12 protein-coding genes and 1 riboswitch are annotated in these 15,712 nt (G+C 73.0%); of the genes, 5 read left to right on the top strand and 7 right to left on the bottom strand.

Annotated features, from left to right (window positions below):
- Window positions 1–18: 18 nt before the first annotated feature.
- The 7 genes from cycA to IEW07_RS02210 form a co-directional block, all read right to left on the bottom strand.
- Window positions 19–1,476: a D-serine/D-alanine/glycine transporter gene (cycA, locus tag IEW07_RS02240; RefSeq protein WP_188534223.1), complete on the bottom strand. Its 1,458-nt coding sequence runs from the start codon at window positions 1,474–1,476 to the stop codon at window positions 19–21.
- Window positions 1,477–1,642: 166 nt separating this feature from the next.
- Window positions 1,643–3,073, bottom strand: coding sequence for an L-serine ammonia-lyase (locus IEW07_RS02235; protein ID WP_188534222.1), 1,431 nt, complete (start codon window positions 3,071–3,073; stop codon window positions 1,643–1,645).
- A gap of 137 nt (window positions 3,074–3,210) precedes the next feature.
- On the bottom strand, window positions 3,211–4,545 hold the full coding sequence (gene glyA / locus IEW07_RS02230; RefSeq protein WP_188534221.1) for a serine hydroxymethyltransferase: 1,335 nt from the start codon (window positions 4,543–4,545) through the stop codon (window positions 3,211–3,213).
- Window positions 4,542–4,922, bottom strand: coding sequence for a glycine cleavage system protein GcvH (gene gcvH / locus IEW07_RS02225; RefSeq protein ID WP_188534220.1), 381 nt, complete (start codon window positions 4,920–4,922; stop codon window positions 4,542–4,544). The genes glyA and gcvH overlap by 4 nt, the downstream gene beginning before the upstream one ends.
- 76 nt (window positions 4,923–4,998) lie before the next feature.
- Window positions 4,999–6,120, bottom strand: coding sequence for a glycine cleavage system aminomethyltransferase GcvT (gene gcvT / locus IEW07_RS02220; protein ID WP_188534219.1), 1,122 nt, complete (start codon window positions 6,118–6,120; stop codon window positions 4,999–5,001).
- Window positions 6,121–6,147: 27 nt separating this feature from the next.
- Entirely contained in the window at window positions 6,148–9,051 is a 2,904-nt protein-coding gene (gcvP, locus tag IEW07_RS02215; protein ID WP_188534218.1) for an aminomethyl-transferring glycine dehydrogenase, read from the bottom strand.
- A gap of 154 nt (window positions 9,052–9,205) precedes the next feature.
- Window positions 9,206–9,305: riboswitch (glycine riboswitch) on the bottom strand.
- A 179-nt stretch (window positions 9,306–9,484) separates the two neighbouring features.
- Complete coding sequence (locus IEW07_RS02210) at window positions 9,485–10,726, bottom strand: heparan-alpha-glucosaminide N-acetyltransferase domain-containing protein (protein ID WP_188534217.1); 1,242 nt, start codon at window positions 10,724–10,726, stop codon at window positions 9,485–9,487.
- Window positions 10,727–10,888: 162 nt separating this feature from the next.
- Here IEW07_RS02210 and IEW07_RS02205 point away from each other — a divergent pair, with 162 nt between their 5' ends.
- From IEW07_RS02205 to IEW07_RS02185, 5 genes are all read left to right on the top strand, one after another.
- Window positions 10,889–12,265: an FAD-binding oxidoreductase gene (locus tag IEW07_RS02205; RefSeq protein WP_229741507.1), complete on the top strand. Its 1,377-nt coding sequence runs from the start codon at window positions 10,889–10,891 to the stop codon at window positions 12,263–12,265.
- Between the two features lie 102 nt (window positions 12,266–12,367).
- The gene (locus IEW07_RS02200; protein ID WP_188534216.1) at window positions 12,368–12,697 is read left to right on the top strand and encodes an antitoxin; all 330 of its coding nucleotides are present in this window, start codon (window positions 12,368–12,370) and stop codon (window positions 12,695–12,697) included.
- A 38-nt stretch (window positions 12,698–12,735) separates the two neighbouring features.
- A complete protein-coding gene (locus IEW07_RS02195; RefSeq protein ID WP_188534215.1) occupies window positions 12,736–13,656 on the top strand; it encodes a hypothetical protein in 921 nt (306 codons plus the stop codon).
- Window positions 13,657–13,892: 236 nt separating this feature from the next.
- A complete protein-coding gene (locus IEW07_RS02190) occupies window positions 13,893–14,798 on the top strand; it encodes a PI-PLC domain-containing protein (RefSeq protein ID WP_188534214.1) in 906 nt (301 codons plus the stop codon).
- A gap of 9 nt (window positions 14,799–14,807) precedes the next feature.
- On the top strand, window positions 14,808–15,551 hold the full coding sequence (locus tag IEW07_RS02185) for an ABC transporter permease (protein ID WP_188534213.1): 744 nt from the start codon (window positions 14,808–14,810) through the stop codon (window positions 15,549–15,551).
- Window positions 15,552–15,712: the final 161 nt, after the last annotated feature.

Below are 15,712 nucleotides of genomic sequence, written 5' to 3'. Positions count from 1 at the left end.
GGAGGCCGGTCGGGCCGGTCAGGACACCGGAACGGGCTCGTCCGCGGCGGCGTCCCTCGCCTCGAGCTCCTGGCGGACCTTGGCGTCGTGCAGGGCGCGCATGGCGGCGTGCTCCGGGTTGCGCCGCAGCAGGAGGTAGCCGATGCCCAGGACCACGAACCACAGCGGGGTGAGGGCCAGGGCGATGAGCGTGTCCGGCTGGGTGGTCAGCGCCCAGAGGACGAAGCCGAAGAACGCCAGGACCACGTAGGGCATGAACGTCCCGCCGGGCATCTTGAACCTGCTCGCGGCGTGCAGCTGGGGGCGGCGGCGCCGGTAGACGATGTAGCTGACCAGGATGATGGACCAGACGAACATGAAGCACAGCGCCGAGACGGTGGTGACCAGGGTGAAGGCCTCGGCCACGCTGCCCTCGGCGTAGAGCAGGGCCACACCGGCCAGCAGGAACATGCAGGAGAACAGCAGCGCGTTGCGCGGGACCTTGCGGGACGAGAGCCGGCCGAAGGCCTTCGGCGCGTCGCCGTCCTGCGCCAGTCCGTAGACCATGCGGGAGGTGGAGTAGATGCCGGAGTTGGCCGAGGAGGTGGCCGAGGTCAGGACGACGAAGTTCACGACGCCGGCGGCGCCGACCAGCCCGGCCAGGGCGAACATGCCCACGAACGGGGACTCGCCGCCGCTGTAGGTGGTCCAGGGGCGCACGGCCATGAGAATGACCAGGGCCCCGACGTAGAAGATGAGGATGCGGATGGGGATGGAGTTGACCGCTCGCGGGAGGTTGACCTCCGGGTCCTTGGCCTCGGCGGCGGTGGTGCCGACGAGCTCGATGCCGACGAAGGCGAACACGGCGATCTGGAACCCGGCCACGAAGCCCATGAAGCCGGTGGGGAACATGCCCTCGTGCTCCCAGAGGTTGGAGAAGGCCGCGCGGGACCCGTCGGTCTCGAAGCCGGTGACGATCATGACCAGGCCCACGACGATCAGGGCGATGATCGCGACGATCTTGATCAGGGCGAACCAGAACTCGGTCTCCCCGAAGGCGCGCACCGTGGGCAGGTTCAGGGCCAGCAGCAGCAGGATGCAGGCGACGGCGGGGATCCACAGCGGCAGGTCGGGCCACCAGAAGGAGACGTAGTGGGCGATCGCGACCACGTCGGCGATGCCGGTGACGACCCAGCAGAACCAGTAGGTCCAGCCGGTGAAGTAGGCGGCCCAGGGGCCGAGGATGTCGCCGGCGAAGTCGGAGAAGTTCTTGTAGTCGGTGTTGCTCAGCAGCAGCTCGCCCATGGCGCGCATGACGAAGAACAGCATGAAGCCGATGATCATGTACACGAAGATCACCGAGGGGCCGGCGACGGCGATGGTCTTCCCCGAGCCCATGAACAGGCCGGTGCCGATGGCCCCGCCGATCGCGATGAGCTGGATGTGACGGCTGGACAGCGCTCTCTCGAGATGAGGTGGCTGGTCGGTGGCGCTCATGGTGGGACCTCTTCCAGTGGGTGTTGCGGAACCTCGGGATGGGTGTGGAAAGCCGGGCCGGCGCCTGCAGTCGGTCCTGCCGGTGCGCCGTGCCGTGGTGGATGGGGGACCGCTGCCGCCCCCGGAGGGGCGGGATCTCAGCGCGGCCGGCCGGGTGGGCGGGGAGTCAGCACTCCACGACGTTGACGGCGAGCCCGCCCAGGGCGGTCTCCTTGTACTTGTGGCTCATGTCCTTGCCGGTCTCGCGCATGGTCACGATGACCTCGTCGAGGCTGACCCGGTGGGTGCCGTCGCCCCAGAGCGCCATCTTGGCGGCGTTGACGGCCTTGGCCGCCCCGATGGCGTTGCGCTCGATGCAGGGCACCTGCACGAGCCCGCCGATCGGGTCGCAGGTCAGGCCGAGGTTGTGCTCCATGGCGATCTCGGCGGCGTTCTCCACCTGGGCGGGGGTGCCGCCCAGGATCTCGGCCAGGCCCCCGGCCGCCATCGAGGAGGCGGAGCCGACCTCGCCCTGGCAGCCGACCTCGGCCCCGGAGATCGAGGCCTGCTCCTTGTAGAGCACCCCGACCGCCCCGGCGGTGAGCAGGAACCGGACCACGATGTCCCGCACGGCGGCCTCGTGCGCCTCCGGCCCCTCCGCGGCGGCGGCGCGGACGGCGGGGGAGTAGTGGGTGGCGTAGAACAGCACCGCCGGGATGATCCCGGCCGCCCCGTTGGTGGGGGCGGTGACCACCCGCCCGCCGGAGGCGTTCTCCTCGTTGACCGCCAGGGCCACGAGGTTCACCCACTCCTGCCAGAAGCCCGGGTCCCGGTCCGGGTCCTCGACGCGCAGGCGCCGGTGCCACGCCGGGGCGCGTCGGGAGACGTTGAGCCCCCCGGGCAGCACCCCGCTGCGGGTGATCGCGGAGTCCTTGCACTGCTCCATCACGTCCCAGATGTGCAGGAGCCCTCGGCGGATCTCCTCCTCGCTGCGCCAGGTCCGCTCGTTGGCGAGCATCACCTGGTCGATGCTCAGCCCGGTGCGCCGGCAGTGGCTCAGCAGCTGCTGGGCGGTGCGGAAGGGGTAGGGCACCTGGGTGCTGGCGGCGGCCAGCTCGGCGGCGGCGGTGTCCTCCTCGCCCTCGCGCACGATGAACCCCCCGCCCACGGAGAACCAGGTCTGGTCCGCGAGCACGTCGCCGGCCGCGTCCAGGGCCTGGAAGCGCATGCCGTTGGTGTGCCGGTCCAGGACGGTCAGCGGGTGCTGCACCATGTCCCCGACCGTGTAGCGGATGTCCTTGCGCTCGCCGAGCGCGGCGCACAGCTGCAGCACGCCGGTCGCCTCGATGTCGGCCAGCCGGTCCTCGACCTGGGCGGGGAGGATCTGCTCCGGGTCGTAGCCCTCCAGGCCCAGCAGGATCGCGGTGAACGTGCCGTGGCCGCGGCCGGTGGCGGCCAGGGACCCGTAGACGTCCACGCGCAGGCCCGCGGTGCGGTCCAGGAGGTGGTCCTCGACGAGGGTCCGGGCGAACCGTCCTGCGGCGCGCATGGGACCGACGGTGTGGGAGCTCGAGGGGCCGATGCCCACGGTGAAGAGATCGAAGACGCTGATGGCCATGGTGACGCTCCAAAGCATGGTGGTGCCCCCGGAGAGGGGCGGGAGGTGGGGCGGGTTCGGGGTGTGGGCCGGGGCCGGTGAGGGCCCGGCCCACACCCCGCTCCTGGGCGGCGACCGTGTGCGGGCGCCGCCCGTGCTCAGCCGGCGCCGAGCGGAGCCAGTCCAGGGTAGAGCGGGTGGGCCGCGGCCAGGGCCTGGACGCGGCCCTTCAGCCCGGCCAGCACCGCGGGGTCGGGGCCGTCGTCGCCGGAGGTGGCCCCGGCGATGAGGGTCTCGGCGATGATGTCGGCGACCTCGGTGAAGGCCTCCGTGCCGAAGCCGCGGGTGGCCAGGGCCGGGGTGCCGATGCGCAGCCCGGAGGTGACCATCGGCGGACGCGGGTCGAAGGGCACCGCGTTGCGGTTGACGGTGATCTCGACCTGGGCCAGGAGGTCCTCGGCCTGCCGGCCGTCCAGCACCGACTCGCGCAGGTCCACCAGGACCAGGTGCACGTCGGTGCCCCCGCTGACCACGCTGATCCCGGCGGCCATCACGTCCGGGGAGAGGAGACGCAGGGCGAGGATCCGGGCGCCCTCGAGGGTGCGCTCCTGCCGGGCGCGGAACTCCTCGCCCGCGGCGATCTTGAACGCCACGGCCTTGCCGGCGATCACGTGCTCCAGGGGACCGCCCTGCTGGCCGGGGAAGACCGCGGAGTTGAGCTTCTTGGCGATGTCGGCCTCGTTGGTGAGGATGATGCCGCCACGGGGCCCGCCCAGGGTCTTGTGCGTGGTGGAGGTGACCACGTGGGCGTGCGGCACCGGGCTGGGGTGCAGCCCCGCGGCCACGAGGCCGGCGAAGTGGGCCATGTCCACCATGAGGTAGGCCCCCACCTCGTCGGCGATCGCCCGGAAGCGGGCGAAGTCCAGCTGCCGGGGGTAGGCCGACCAGCCGGCGATGATCAGCTGCGGACGGTGCTCCCGGGCGAGGCGGGCGACCTCGTCCATGTCCACGGTGCAGCTGGCCTCGTCCACGCTGTAGGGCACGACCTGGTAGAGCTTGCCGGAGAAGTTCAGCTTCATCCCGTGGGTCAGGTGCCCGCCGTGGGCCAGGTTCAGCCCCAGGATGGTGTCCCCGGGCTTGATCAGGGCGTGCATCACGGCGGCGTTGGCCTGGGCGCCGGAGTGCGGCTGGACGTTGGCGTAGCCGGCACCGAACAGCGCCTTGAGGCGGTCGATGGCCAGCTGCTCGATCACGTCCACGTGCTCGCAGCCGCCGTAGTACCGGCGCCCCGGGTAGCCCTCGGCGTACTTGTTGGTCAGCACCGACCCCTGGGCCTGCATGACGGCCACGGCGGTGTGGTTCTCCGAGGCGATCATCTCCAGGCCGTCCTGCTGGCGGCGCTGCTCGGCGTCGATGCTCGCGGCGACCTCGGGGTCGAGCTCGGCGATGTCCTGGTCCAGGACGGTGGTCGTGGCGGCGGCGTGCGTGCTCATGCGAGCTCACCCCCGTTGGCCTCGGCGTACTCCTGGGCGGAGAGCAGCGGGCCCTCCTCGTCGACCTCCACGGTGAACAGCCAGCCGGCGCCGTAGGGGTCCTCGTTGAGCAGGGCCGGGTTCTCCGCGGCCTCGGCGTTGACCTCCACGATGGTGCCGGTGACCGGGGAGAACAGCTCGGAGACGGACTTGGTGGACTCGATCTCCCCGCAGGCCTCACCGGCGGTGACGGTGGACCCGGCCTCGGGCAGGTCGACGTAGACGATGTCGCCGAGGGTGTCGGCGGCCACCTGGCTGATGCCGATCTTGGCCGGGGAGGCGTCGTCGATCCATTCGTGCTCCGCGGAGTAGCGCAGGGTGGGCAGGACGGTGCTCATGGGGTGGTCCTTTCGGTGAAGGCGGTGAAGGCGGTGAAGGCGGTGAAGACGTTGAAGGCGGTCAGCGCGGCAGGAGCTACTTCTGGCGCTGGTAGAAGGGCAGGGGGACGACCTCGAAGGGCTCGGTCCTGCCCCGCAGGTCCACGTCCAGGGTGGTGCCCGGCTGGGCGAACCCGGTCTCCACGTAGGCCAGGGCGATGGGGTGTCCCAGGGTGGGGCTGGGGACGCCGGAGGTGACCTCCCCGACGCGCCGTCCGTCGGCGAGGACCGGGTAGTGGGCGCGGGCGGCGCGCCGTCCCAGACCGCGCAGGCCGACCAGCGTGCGGGTCGCTCCCTCGGCCTTGCGCGCCTCGAGGGCGGCGCGGCCGACGAAGTCCTCCGCCTTCTTGAAGGACACGACCGGGCCCAGGCCGGCCTCGTAGGGGGTGAGGTCCCGGGTGAGCTCCTGGCCGTAGAGCGGCATGCCGGCCTCGAGGCGCAGGGAGTCGCGGCTGGCGAGTCCGCACGGGATCAGCCCGTGCCCGCGGCCGGTCTCCAGCAGGGCCTCCCAGAGGGAGGCGGCCCGGGCGTTGGGCACGTAGAGCTCGAACCCGTCCTCACCGGTGTAGCCGGTGCGGGCCAGCAGCACCCGGGTGCCGGCGACGGTGGCCTCCGCCGCGGCGTAGTACTTCATGCCGGTGACCAGCTCCTGCTGCGCGGCCGGGACCAGCTCCAGCAGGATCGCCTCGGCGGCCGGTCCCTGGACGGCGACCAGGGAGGTCTCGGCGGACTCGTCGGCGACGGTGACGTCGAACCCCGCCGCGCGCTCCTGGAGTGCGGCGAGGACGGCGGGGGCGTTGCCGGCATTGGGCACCACCAGGTACTCGGTCTCCGCCAGGCGGTAGGTGATGAGGTCGTCGATGATCCCGCCGTCGGGGGTGCAGATCAGGGAGTACTTGGCCTTCCCCACGGCGATCACGGCGAGGTTGCCGACCAGCGCCGTGTTCAGGAACGTGCCGGCGTCCGGGCCGGTCACCCGGATCTCGCCCATGTGGGAGAGGTCGAACAGGCCCGCGGCGGAGCGCACGGCGCGGTGCTCGGCCAGCTCGGAGCCGTACTTCAGGGGCATGTCCCAGCCGCCGAAGTCGGTGAAGGACGCCCCCAGCGCGGCGTGCTCGTCGTGCAGGGCGGTGTGCTTGGACGTGGTGCTGACAGTCATGTCGGTGCCTTTCGTGGCTGCGCCGGGTCAGTTCTCGAAGGCCTCGGGGGCCGGGCAGGAGCAGATCAGGGTGCGGTCCCCGGCGGCGCCGTCGATGCGGCCGACCGGGGGGAAGTACTTGTCCTGGCGCAGCGACGGGACCGGGAAGGCCGCCTGCTCGCGGGAGTACGGGCGGTCCCACTCGGTGGCCGCGACCGCGGTCGCCGTGTGCGGGGCCCGGCGCAGCGGGGAGTCGGCCACCGTGAAGTCCCCGGCCAGGATCTGGTCCATCTCGGCCCGGATCGCGATCATCGCGTCGACGAAGCGGTCCAGCTCGGCGAGGTCCTCGGACTCGGTCGGCTCCACCATCAGCGTCCCGGCCACCGGGAAGGACAGCGTCGGGGCGTGGAAGCCGTAGTCGATCAGGCGCTTGGCCACGTCCTCGGCGGTGACGCCGGTCCGGGCCGTGAGCTCGCGCAGGTCCAGGATGCACTCGTGGGCGACGAGGCCGCGGTTGCCGGTGTAGAGCACCGGGAAGTGCTCGGTCAGCCGGGTCGCGACGTAGTTGGCCGTCAGCAGCGCGGAGCCGGTCGCCTCGGTGAGGCCCTCCCCGCCCATCATCGCGATGTAGGCCCAGGAGATGGGCAGCACGCCGGCGGAGCCGTACGGGGTCGAGGTGACCGGTGTGCCGGTCCGGCCGTTGGACTCCCCGGCCGCGGCGGCGGGCAGGAACGGCACGAGGTGCTCGGCCACGGCCACCGGCCCGACGCCGGGCCCCCCGCCGCCGTGCGGGATGCAGAAGGTCTTGTGCAGGTTCAGGTGGGACACGTCCCCGCCGAAGCGGCCCGGCTGGGCCAGGCCGACCAGGGCGTTGAGGTTGGCGCCGTCGATGTAGACCTGCCCGCCGGCGGCGTGGACCTTGTCGCAGACCTCGCGCACGTCGGCGTCGTACACCCCGTGCGTGGAGGGGTAGGTGATCATGATGGCCGCCAGCTGCTCCCGGTGGGCCTCGAGCTTCGCGTCGAGGTCGGCGGAGTCGATGGTGCCGTCGGCGGCCGTCCTCACCACGACGACCTTGAGCCCGGCCAGCACGGCCGAGGCGGCGTTGGTGCCGTGCGCCGAGGCCGGGATCAGGCAGACGGTCCGGTCGCTGTCCCCGTTGGCCAGGTGGTACTGGCGGATGGCCAGCAGCCCGGCGTACTCGCCCTGGGAGCCGGCGTTCGGGGCGATGGAGACCCCGGCGTAGCCGGTGATGGCGCACAGGCGGGCCTCGAGGTCGGTGATGAGCGCGCGCCATCCGGCGGTCTGGTGGCCGGGGGCGAAGGGGTGGATGCCGGCGAACTCGGGCCAGGAGATGGACTCCATCTCGGCGGTGGAGTTCAGCTTCATGGTGCACGAGCCCAGCGGGATCATGGTCCGGTCCAGGGCCAGGTCCCGGTCCGAGAGCCGGCGCAGGTAGCGCATCATCTGGGTCTCGGAGCGGATGGTGTTGAAGATCGGGTGCGTCAGGTACTCGGAGGTGCGCACCACGGCGGTCCCCAGGGCGTGGGCCCCGGCCGCGTCCTCGGTCGCGGCGGAGGCCGCGGCGACGGCGGACTCGGGATCCGCGAGGCTGAAGGCCGCGGCCACCGCGACCAGGTGCTCGGTCGTCGTCGCCTCGTCGGCCGAGACGGAGACGGTGTCCGCGTCGACCAGGCGCAGGTTCACGCCCAGCGCCTCGGCGGCCTCGACCACGGCCTTGGCGCGGCCGGGCACCCGGGCGCAGACGGTGTCGAAGAACTGCTCGGCCACCAGGTCCACGCCGGCGGAGGCCAGGACGACGGCCAGGGTGCGGGCGTGGCGGTGCACGCGCTGGGCGATCGCCTTCAGGCCGGCGGGGCCGTGGTAGACGGCGTACATGGACGCCACGACGGCCAGCAGCGCCTGCGCCGTGCAGATGTTGGAGGTGGCCTTCTCGCGGCGGATGTGCTGCTCACGGGTCTGCAGGGCCAGGCGGTAGGCCGGGGCCCCGGCGTCGTCGGTGGACACGCCCACCAGACGGCCCGGCAGGGAGCGCTCCAGGCCCTTGCGGACGGCCATGTAGGCGGCGTGGGGGCCGCCGAAGAACAGCGGGACCCCGAAGCGCTGGGTGTTGCCCACGGCGATGTCGGCACCCTGCTCCCCCGGGGGGACGATCAGGGTCAGGGAGAGGATGTCGGCGGCCACGGTCACCATGGCCCCGCGCTCCCTGGCCGCGGCGATGGTCGCCGCGTGGTCCACGACCGCGCCGTCGTCTCCGGGCTGCTGCAGCACGATCCCGGAGATCTCGCCCTCGGGCAGGCCCGCGGAGAGGTCGGCGACCTCCACCTCGAACCCCAGGGCGTGGGCCCGGCCCTGCACGACGGCGAGGGTCTGCGGGAACAGGTTCGCGTCCAGGACGGTCTTGCCCGCGCCCCGGGCCTTGTTCGTGCGGCGCATCAGCAGCACCGCTTCGGCCACGGCGGACGCCTCGTCCAGCAGGGAGGCGTTGGCCACCGGCAGCCCGGTGAGGTCCGAGACCATGGTCTGGAAGTTCAGCAGCGCCTCCAGCCGTCCCTGGGAGATCTCCGGCTGGTAGGGGGTGTAGGCGGTGTACCAGGCCGGGCTCTCCAGGACGTTGCGCAGGATCACCGGCGGGGTGAGGGTGTCGTAGAAGCCCTGCCCGATCATCTGGGTCTTGAGGATGTTCTTCGAGGCCAGGACGCGCAGGTCGGCCAGGAGCTCCGCCTCTGAGCGCGGCGCGGGCAGGTCCAGCGGGGCGTCCTGGCGGATGTCCGCGGGCACTGCGGCGTCGACCAGCTCCTGGAGTGTGTCGTAGCCGAGGGCCTGCAGCATCGAGGCCGCGGCGTCGGGGCCGGGGCCGATGTGGCGGTCGGCGAAGGTGCGCTCGCCGGTCCGGGCGGCAGCGGTGGGGCGGGCCGAAATGATCGTCATCGAGGAACTCCAGAATTCTGCGCGGTCATACCGCGCGGTTTCGTGGTTCCTCCCCGATCTGTTGCACAGCCTGAGAGTTTCCGCTCCACCCGTAGGGGGTGGGACTTGCTCCTTCGGCGAGCACGAGAACGACCGTGCTACTTTCCAGATGTGCCTCGGTGCGGCGGTACGGGGGCCTGAGAGTTTCCTGGGGAGGAATTGCTCCTACGGCGCCCGACCGGTGCTGCTGGACGGGACTCTCCCGCCGCACGTCGACGGCTACGGTTTTGTGACCGTGTTCACACGGTAGAGGAAACCCCGCGGGGTCGCAATACTCCTCGACGGACCTTCCAGCGGTTGCCCATACTTTTTGCATATTGATGACATGGCTTGTCCGGCATGCTTCCGCGGTGGGTCGCGTCCCCACGGTGCTCGTGGCGGGCCACGCGGCGCGCTACTTCTCGGGCAGGACCGCTCTCCGGGCCGCACGGACGGCCCCGCCCACGACCCGTTCCAGGGGGCCCTGACCGAGGGAGCGCCGCCAGAGCACCGCCACGAGCGCGGCCAGCTCGAGATGGACGAGGAACCACAGCACGGGTGCGGAGCCGTGCACCATGGCGCTCAGCCCGGCCAGGTGGGCCGAGTACAGGGTCAGCGTCATGGAGCCCATCGCGACCAGTGGCAGCAGCCAGGCGCCGGCCCTCCGCGTGACCAGGAGCAGGACGCCGAGCGCCACCATGCCCGTGCCCAGGTCCTCCAGGACGGACACGGGGGTGTTGGAGTGCGGGCCGGGGACCAGCAGCCACCACCACGAGGTGGTGGGGAGGTCGGGGTTCGGGCCCCACAGGACGACGGCGTCGAGCTGCTCCTCGCTCATCCACGGGGTCGCCTCCAGCAGCCGGGCGTAGCCGCCCCCCTCCACGAGCAGCAACCGGTAGGTGAGCCACGCGCTGAGCGTCACGGCGAGCCCCGCCCCGATCAGCCGGCCCTGGACCCGCCGCGAGGACAGGTCCAGGCGGCCGATCGCCAGGCCCGCCAGGAGGTAGGCCAGGTACGGGAGCGCGGGGTAGGCACCGGTGAGCAGCAGCTGGGCCAGGACGGCTCCGGGCTCCGCCAGCACGTCCGCGAGGTCCGGGTTGGCGGAGACAGGCTCCGGCAGGTCGTCCCGCAGCAGCTGCACGAGCACCGGCCCGGCCACCGCCGCGGCGGCCGCGAGCAGGCCCAGAGCCGCCGCGGGCAGGTGCAGGAAGGGGAGCGCGAGCAGGAAGAACATCCCGTAGTACACGAGGATGTTGTAGGCCGGGGCCTCGTCGGGCAGCAGCGTGTTGAGGAGCAGGCCCAGGACCGCGATCAGCGCCGCCCGCACCACCAGGCCCACCCCGTCCGCGGTCGTCGTCCGGCCCCGGTGGCGCCGGCGGCCCCCGGTGGAGAAGGCCAGGCCCACCCCGGCCAGCAGCGCGAAGAGGGCGGCGGACCGTCCCGAGAACAGCGTCCACGCGAGGCTGGGGTCGTAGCTCACGGGATCCCGGGCGGGCAGGATGTGGACCGCCATCATCCCCGTGAGCGCCAGGCCCCGGGCGGCGTCGACCCCCGTGAGCCGCGTGCCGCGCTGCGGTCCGGCGCCGCCGTCACGGTGCGGGACGCCGTCGGGGCGTCCGCTGCCTCCGGCCGTCGCGGCGCCCGAGGAGGTGTCCATGCTCCGATCATCCCCCGGACGCGGCCGCCCGTCCCGCCGCGGGTCTCTTCCCGGTATCGATCGGCTGTCCCACCCCTGCGCGGCGCCGGTGCGGGCGGGTACCCTGGCAGGAGATCACGCTGCGACAGCCGAACGGGTCGACGGTGCCGAGGGGGGCCCGCGATGATCTCGAGAACAGACGTGGAGGACCTGGTCCTGCAGGTGTGCGGTCCTGTCCTCCTGCCCGGGGACGAGGGGTTCGCCGAGGAGGTCTCCGGCTTCAACCTGGCGGCGGTCCACCGGCCGGACGTCGTGGTGGGCGCCGACGATGCCGGGGACGTGATCACGGCCGTGGAGTGGGCGGCCGCCCACCACGAGCCCGTGGGCGTCCAGGCGACCGGGCACGGCGCCGACCAGCCCATGGACGGCGGCATGCTCATCACGACGCGCCGGATGCAGGAGCTCGAGATCGACGTCCCCCGCCGCAGGGCGCGGATCGGCGCCGGGGTGCGCTGGCGGAAGGTCGTCGACGCGATCGCCCCGCACGGGCTCGCCGTCCTCAACGGCTCCTCCACCCACGCCGGAGCCGTCGGCTACACCCTCGGCGGCGGCCTGCCCGTCCTGGGCCGCGTCTTCGGGTTCGCGGCCGACTGGGTGCGCGGCCTAGACGTCGTGACGCCGGACGGGAGGCTGCGCAGCGTGGACGCCGTCCACGAGCCGGAGCTCTTCGGCCTGCTCCTCGGCGGCAAGGGCAACCTGGGGATCGTCACGTCGATGACCCTCGAGCTGGTCCCGCTCCAGGGACTCTACGGCGGCGGGATCTTCTACCCCGGCGAGGACGCCCAGGAGGTCCTGGGCGCGTTCAGCCGGTGGGCCCCGGAGCTGCCCGCATGCGCCACGACGTCCGTCTCCCTGCGCTGGATGCCGCACGACCCCGCCGTCGACGAGCGCCTCAACCACCAGCTGCTGGTCCACCTGCGCTTCTGCTGGGTGGGGGACCCGGGGGAGGGCGCCCGGGTGCTGGAGCCCATGCGCGAGCTCTCGCACCCGCTCCTCGACACGGTGGGCCCCATGGACTACCGGGACATCGACCGCGTGCACCTGGACGCCACGCAGCCGGGGCTGTACGTGCTCACCGGGGAGTTCCTGCAGGACTTCGACGCCGCCGCGATCGCCGTCCTCCTCCAGCTCGCCGGACCGGGCTCCGGCTCCCCGCTGCCGGAGGTCGGGATCCGCCTCATGGGCGGGGCGTTCTCCCGCCCGAGCGCCGTCGCCGACGCCGTCTCCGGGCGGGACTCCGCGTTCTTCCTCGAGCTGATCGGCTGGCTCGCGCCCCACGTCGCGGAGCGCACGCCGCCCGCTCTCGCCGCCGTGCTCCAGGGGCTGGCCCCGTGGAGCACGGGGCGGGCCTTCGTGAACATGCACGGCGTGCCCGGGGACGAGGAGGAGCGGTCGAGGGCCTGGTCCCGGGAGGTCTACGAACGGCTCGTGCGGGCGAAGGCGGTCTACGACCCGGAGAACCTCCTGCGCTTCCAGCACGTCGTCGGCCAGCGGCGCTGAGCCGGGTCCGTCCTGTGCAGGGAGCGGACAGCCCTGCATGATGGACTCAGCAGCAGCACCGGCCGCGACGAGCGCGACGGTGACCGATCCGAAGGAGACGTCATGGTGGACTTCAAGGGGCTCGCGGCGAAGGCCAAGCAGTTCGCGCGCAGCAACCCGGACAAGGTGAACAAGGTCCTGGACCAGGCAGGCAACCTCGTGGACAAGCGGACCGGCCGCAAGTACGAGCGCCACGTGGACACGGTCCAGCAGAGGGCCCACGACTTCCTGGGCGGCACGCCCCGGCCCCCGGCCGGCAGCACTGAGGCCGAGGGCGGCCCCGGTCCCGGCAGCTCCGGCACCGACGTGCCCAGGACCGACGTGCCCAGGACCGACCTCCCCGGCACGGACCGGCCCGGTCCCGGCGGCCCGGACCAGGGCCCCCGCCGCTGAAACGCCCGCGCCGCCTGGCGCGCGGCGTCCTCTGCCTCGTGCGGCGGGCGTTCTCCGTGGAGGGCCTCCGGGGCCTGCGCCAGGCCTACCGGGACAGCCGCCGGGCGAGCTACTTCCTGCTCCGCCACCGGTTCTCCACGGAGCCGCTGGTGGGGGACGCGCCCGTCGTCGTCAGCATGGCCTCGCACGGCCACCGGATCCGCACGGCGCACCTGGCCCTCGAGGCGATCGGCCGCGGCACCGTGCGGCCGCGGCGACTGGTCCTGTGGGTCCCGGACGCCGCGGTCGTCGCGGACCCGCCCGCGTCCCTGGCCCGGCTGGTGCGCCGCGGCCTGGAGCTGCGGGCCACCGAGAACTGGGGCCCGCACAACAAGTACTTCCCGTACGTCCGCTCCGAGGCCCACCACGAGCTGCCGCTGGTCACCGCGGACGACGACGTCCTCTACGGGGACACGTGGCTCGCCGAACTGGTCGCCGCGCACCGGGCCCACCCCCAGGACGTGGTCGCCCACCGTGCCCACCGGATCCGCCTGGCGGCCGGCCGGATCCTGCCCTACGCGCAGTGGACGCCGGCGACCCCGGGAGTCCTCTCCCGCCGGACCTTCCCGACCGGCCTCTCCGGGGTCCTCTACCCGCCGCGGATGCTCGACGCGCTGCGCGAGGCCGGGCCCGCGTTCCAGGCGTGCGCCCCGCGGGCCGACGACGTGTGGCTGCACGCGGTCGCGCTGCGCCACGGCGTGCTCGTCCGGGTGGTGGGCGACGGCCGCACGTCCTACCGCGCCGTCCCGGGCACGTGGTTCGGGGGCCTGTGGGCCCACAACGTCTGGGGCGGGGGCAACGACGCACAGATCGCGGCGACCTACACGCCGGAGGACGTGGCGGCGCTGTGGCAGGACCAGCTCGAGACCGAGGGCCCTGACGGGCCGGCCCGCCGGCGGCATCCCACCGCACAATCGTGACCATGTCACACAGCGACGCACGGCCCCGTCCTGCCACAATGACCCCATGGCTTTTGCATCCGTGAATTCCGGAGGCTCCCCGAGGCGGGAGAGCTCCGGAGCCCCCACCCGGATCGAGTAGCCACGCCCCTGTTCGCCGGCCACCCCCACCCCCACACGGCCACCGTCCCGCCCCCACGGGACACCCCGTTCGACGACTCCGAGCCCCCCGCTCCTGTCCCCCCGAGGAGTACCTCATGTCGCACCCCTGCCCCAGCCCGGCCCCAGAGGCGGCGCCGGAGACCTCGGCGCACTCGATCTTCTTCGATTCGCCCGCCGAGCTCGCGGCGTACCTGCGCTACGACCGGCTGGCCCGCACCGGCCCGCTGCTGCTCGCCGTCCGCGCCGGCTGCCACCCGCACCAGCCGTGGCCGGGCTCCGCCCTTGAGTCCGCCCGGAACGTGCTCGCCACCCGCCCCCGCACGATGGTCGAGATCACCCTGCGCACCACCGCCGACGGCACGTGCGTGGTCCTGCACGACGACGTCCTGGGCGGCTCCACCACTGGGTTCGGCCGGCTCGGTGAGCTCCCCGCGGAGGTCGTGCTCGACCAGCGCCTGCTCGACGGATACGGGGCGGCCACCCCGTACCGGATTCGCGAGGCCGGGGACTTCCTGGCGTGGGCCGTGCGCGCCGGGGCGGTCCTGTGGCTGGACGGCCGGGACGTGGCGCCGGACGTCGTCGTCGACCTGGTCCGCGAGCACCGGGCCGAGGCCCAGGTGGTGGTCGCCGCGCACGGGCGGGCGGCCCTCTCCGCCTACCGGCGGCTGGCGCCCGAGCTGGTCTACTTCGTGCCCGCTCACCCGGACGGGCCGGCCACCGCCGACGAGATCTGCCGGGAGGCCCCGGACCTCGACCGGGTGATCGGCTGCGCCGGCGCGTACTACCCGGACCCGGAGATCACCCGTTGCCTGCACGGCTGGAACGCCCCCACGCGGCTCGACCTCACCCGCTACGACGCCCCCCTGTACGACGACGAGCTGGACCCGCACCTCTACCGCCGCGCGGTGGAGACCGGCTCCCGGATCCTCGCCACCACCCACTACCGGGAGGTCGCGGACCTGCTCGGCCTGACGGGATGGGCACCGCCCGGACGGTCGTAGAGTCGCAGCATGGACTGGAACGCGGTGGCCCTCCCGACCCTGCTGGGCATCTGCGTTCTCGTCGCCGTCACGGCCGGGGCGCTCGCCGCTCGCGGGGTGTCCCGGTGGTTCGCGCCCGCGCTCGCGGTGCTGCGCGCCACCGCCCAGCTGGCCGCGCTGAGCCTGGTGCTCTCGGCGGTCATCGAGGACCTCGCCTGGGTGTGGCTCGCCCTGCTCGTGATGCTCGTCGCGGCCGTGCTCACCGCCGGCCGCCGGATCGGCGCGGACGCCCGACTGCTGCTGCGGCTCGCGCTCGCCATGGTCGTGGCCGCCGGCACTACCCTGGCCGTCGTGTTCTTCACGGGAGCCATCACGGTGACGCCGCAGAACGTGCTGGCCGTGGGCGGCATTGTCGTCGGCAACACCATGAGCATCGCCACGCTGACGGGCCGGCGCTACCGGGCCTCGGTGGTCGAACGGCGCGACGAGGTGGAGGGCTGGCTCGCCCTCGGCGCGACCCCGCGGCAGTCGACGCTGGAGATCGCCCGGAACGCCGTCTTCGAGGCCCTCGTCCCGGCGGTGGACCAGACCCGCACCACCGGGATGGTCGTGCTGCCGGGCGCGTTCGTGGGCGCGGTGTTCGCGGGGGCGTCGCCGCTGGAGGCGGGCCGGTTCCAGCTCGTGGTGCTGGCCGGCATCCTCTGCGCCGGGGCGCTCGTGGCGGTGGGGCTCGTCGAGGCGCTGAGCCGGGCTCGGACCGTGCCGGTGGAGTGAGGGGCCGCGACCGCGGTCGGAGCCGGCCGGCTGCTGCCGGGGCGGCACGACCCGGCAACATGCGACCACTCGGCCGGTCCGGCGCCCGGACTTCGTAGGCTGGGGTCATGCCTGAAGACATGATGAAAGCTCAGATCGGTGTGACCGGACTTGCGGTCATG

Source organism: Kocuria dechangensis (genome assembly GCF_014636775.1).
Lineage (GTDB): Bacteria > Actinomycetota > Actinomycetes > Actinomycetales > Micrococcaceae > Kocuria > Kocuria dechangensis.
The sequence above is the reverse complement of the archived record's forward strand: the minus strand, read 5'-3'. Positions and strand labels throughout refer to the sequence as shown.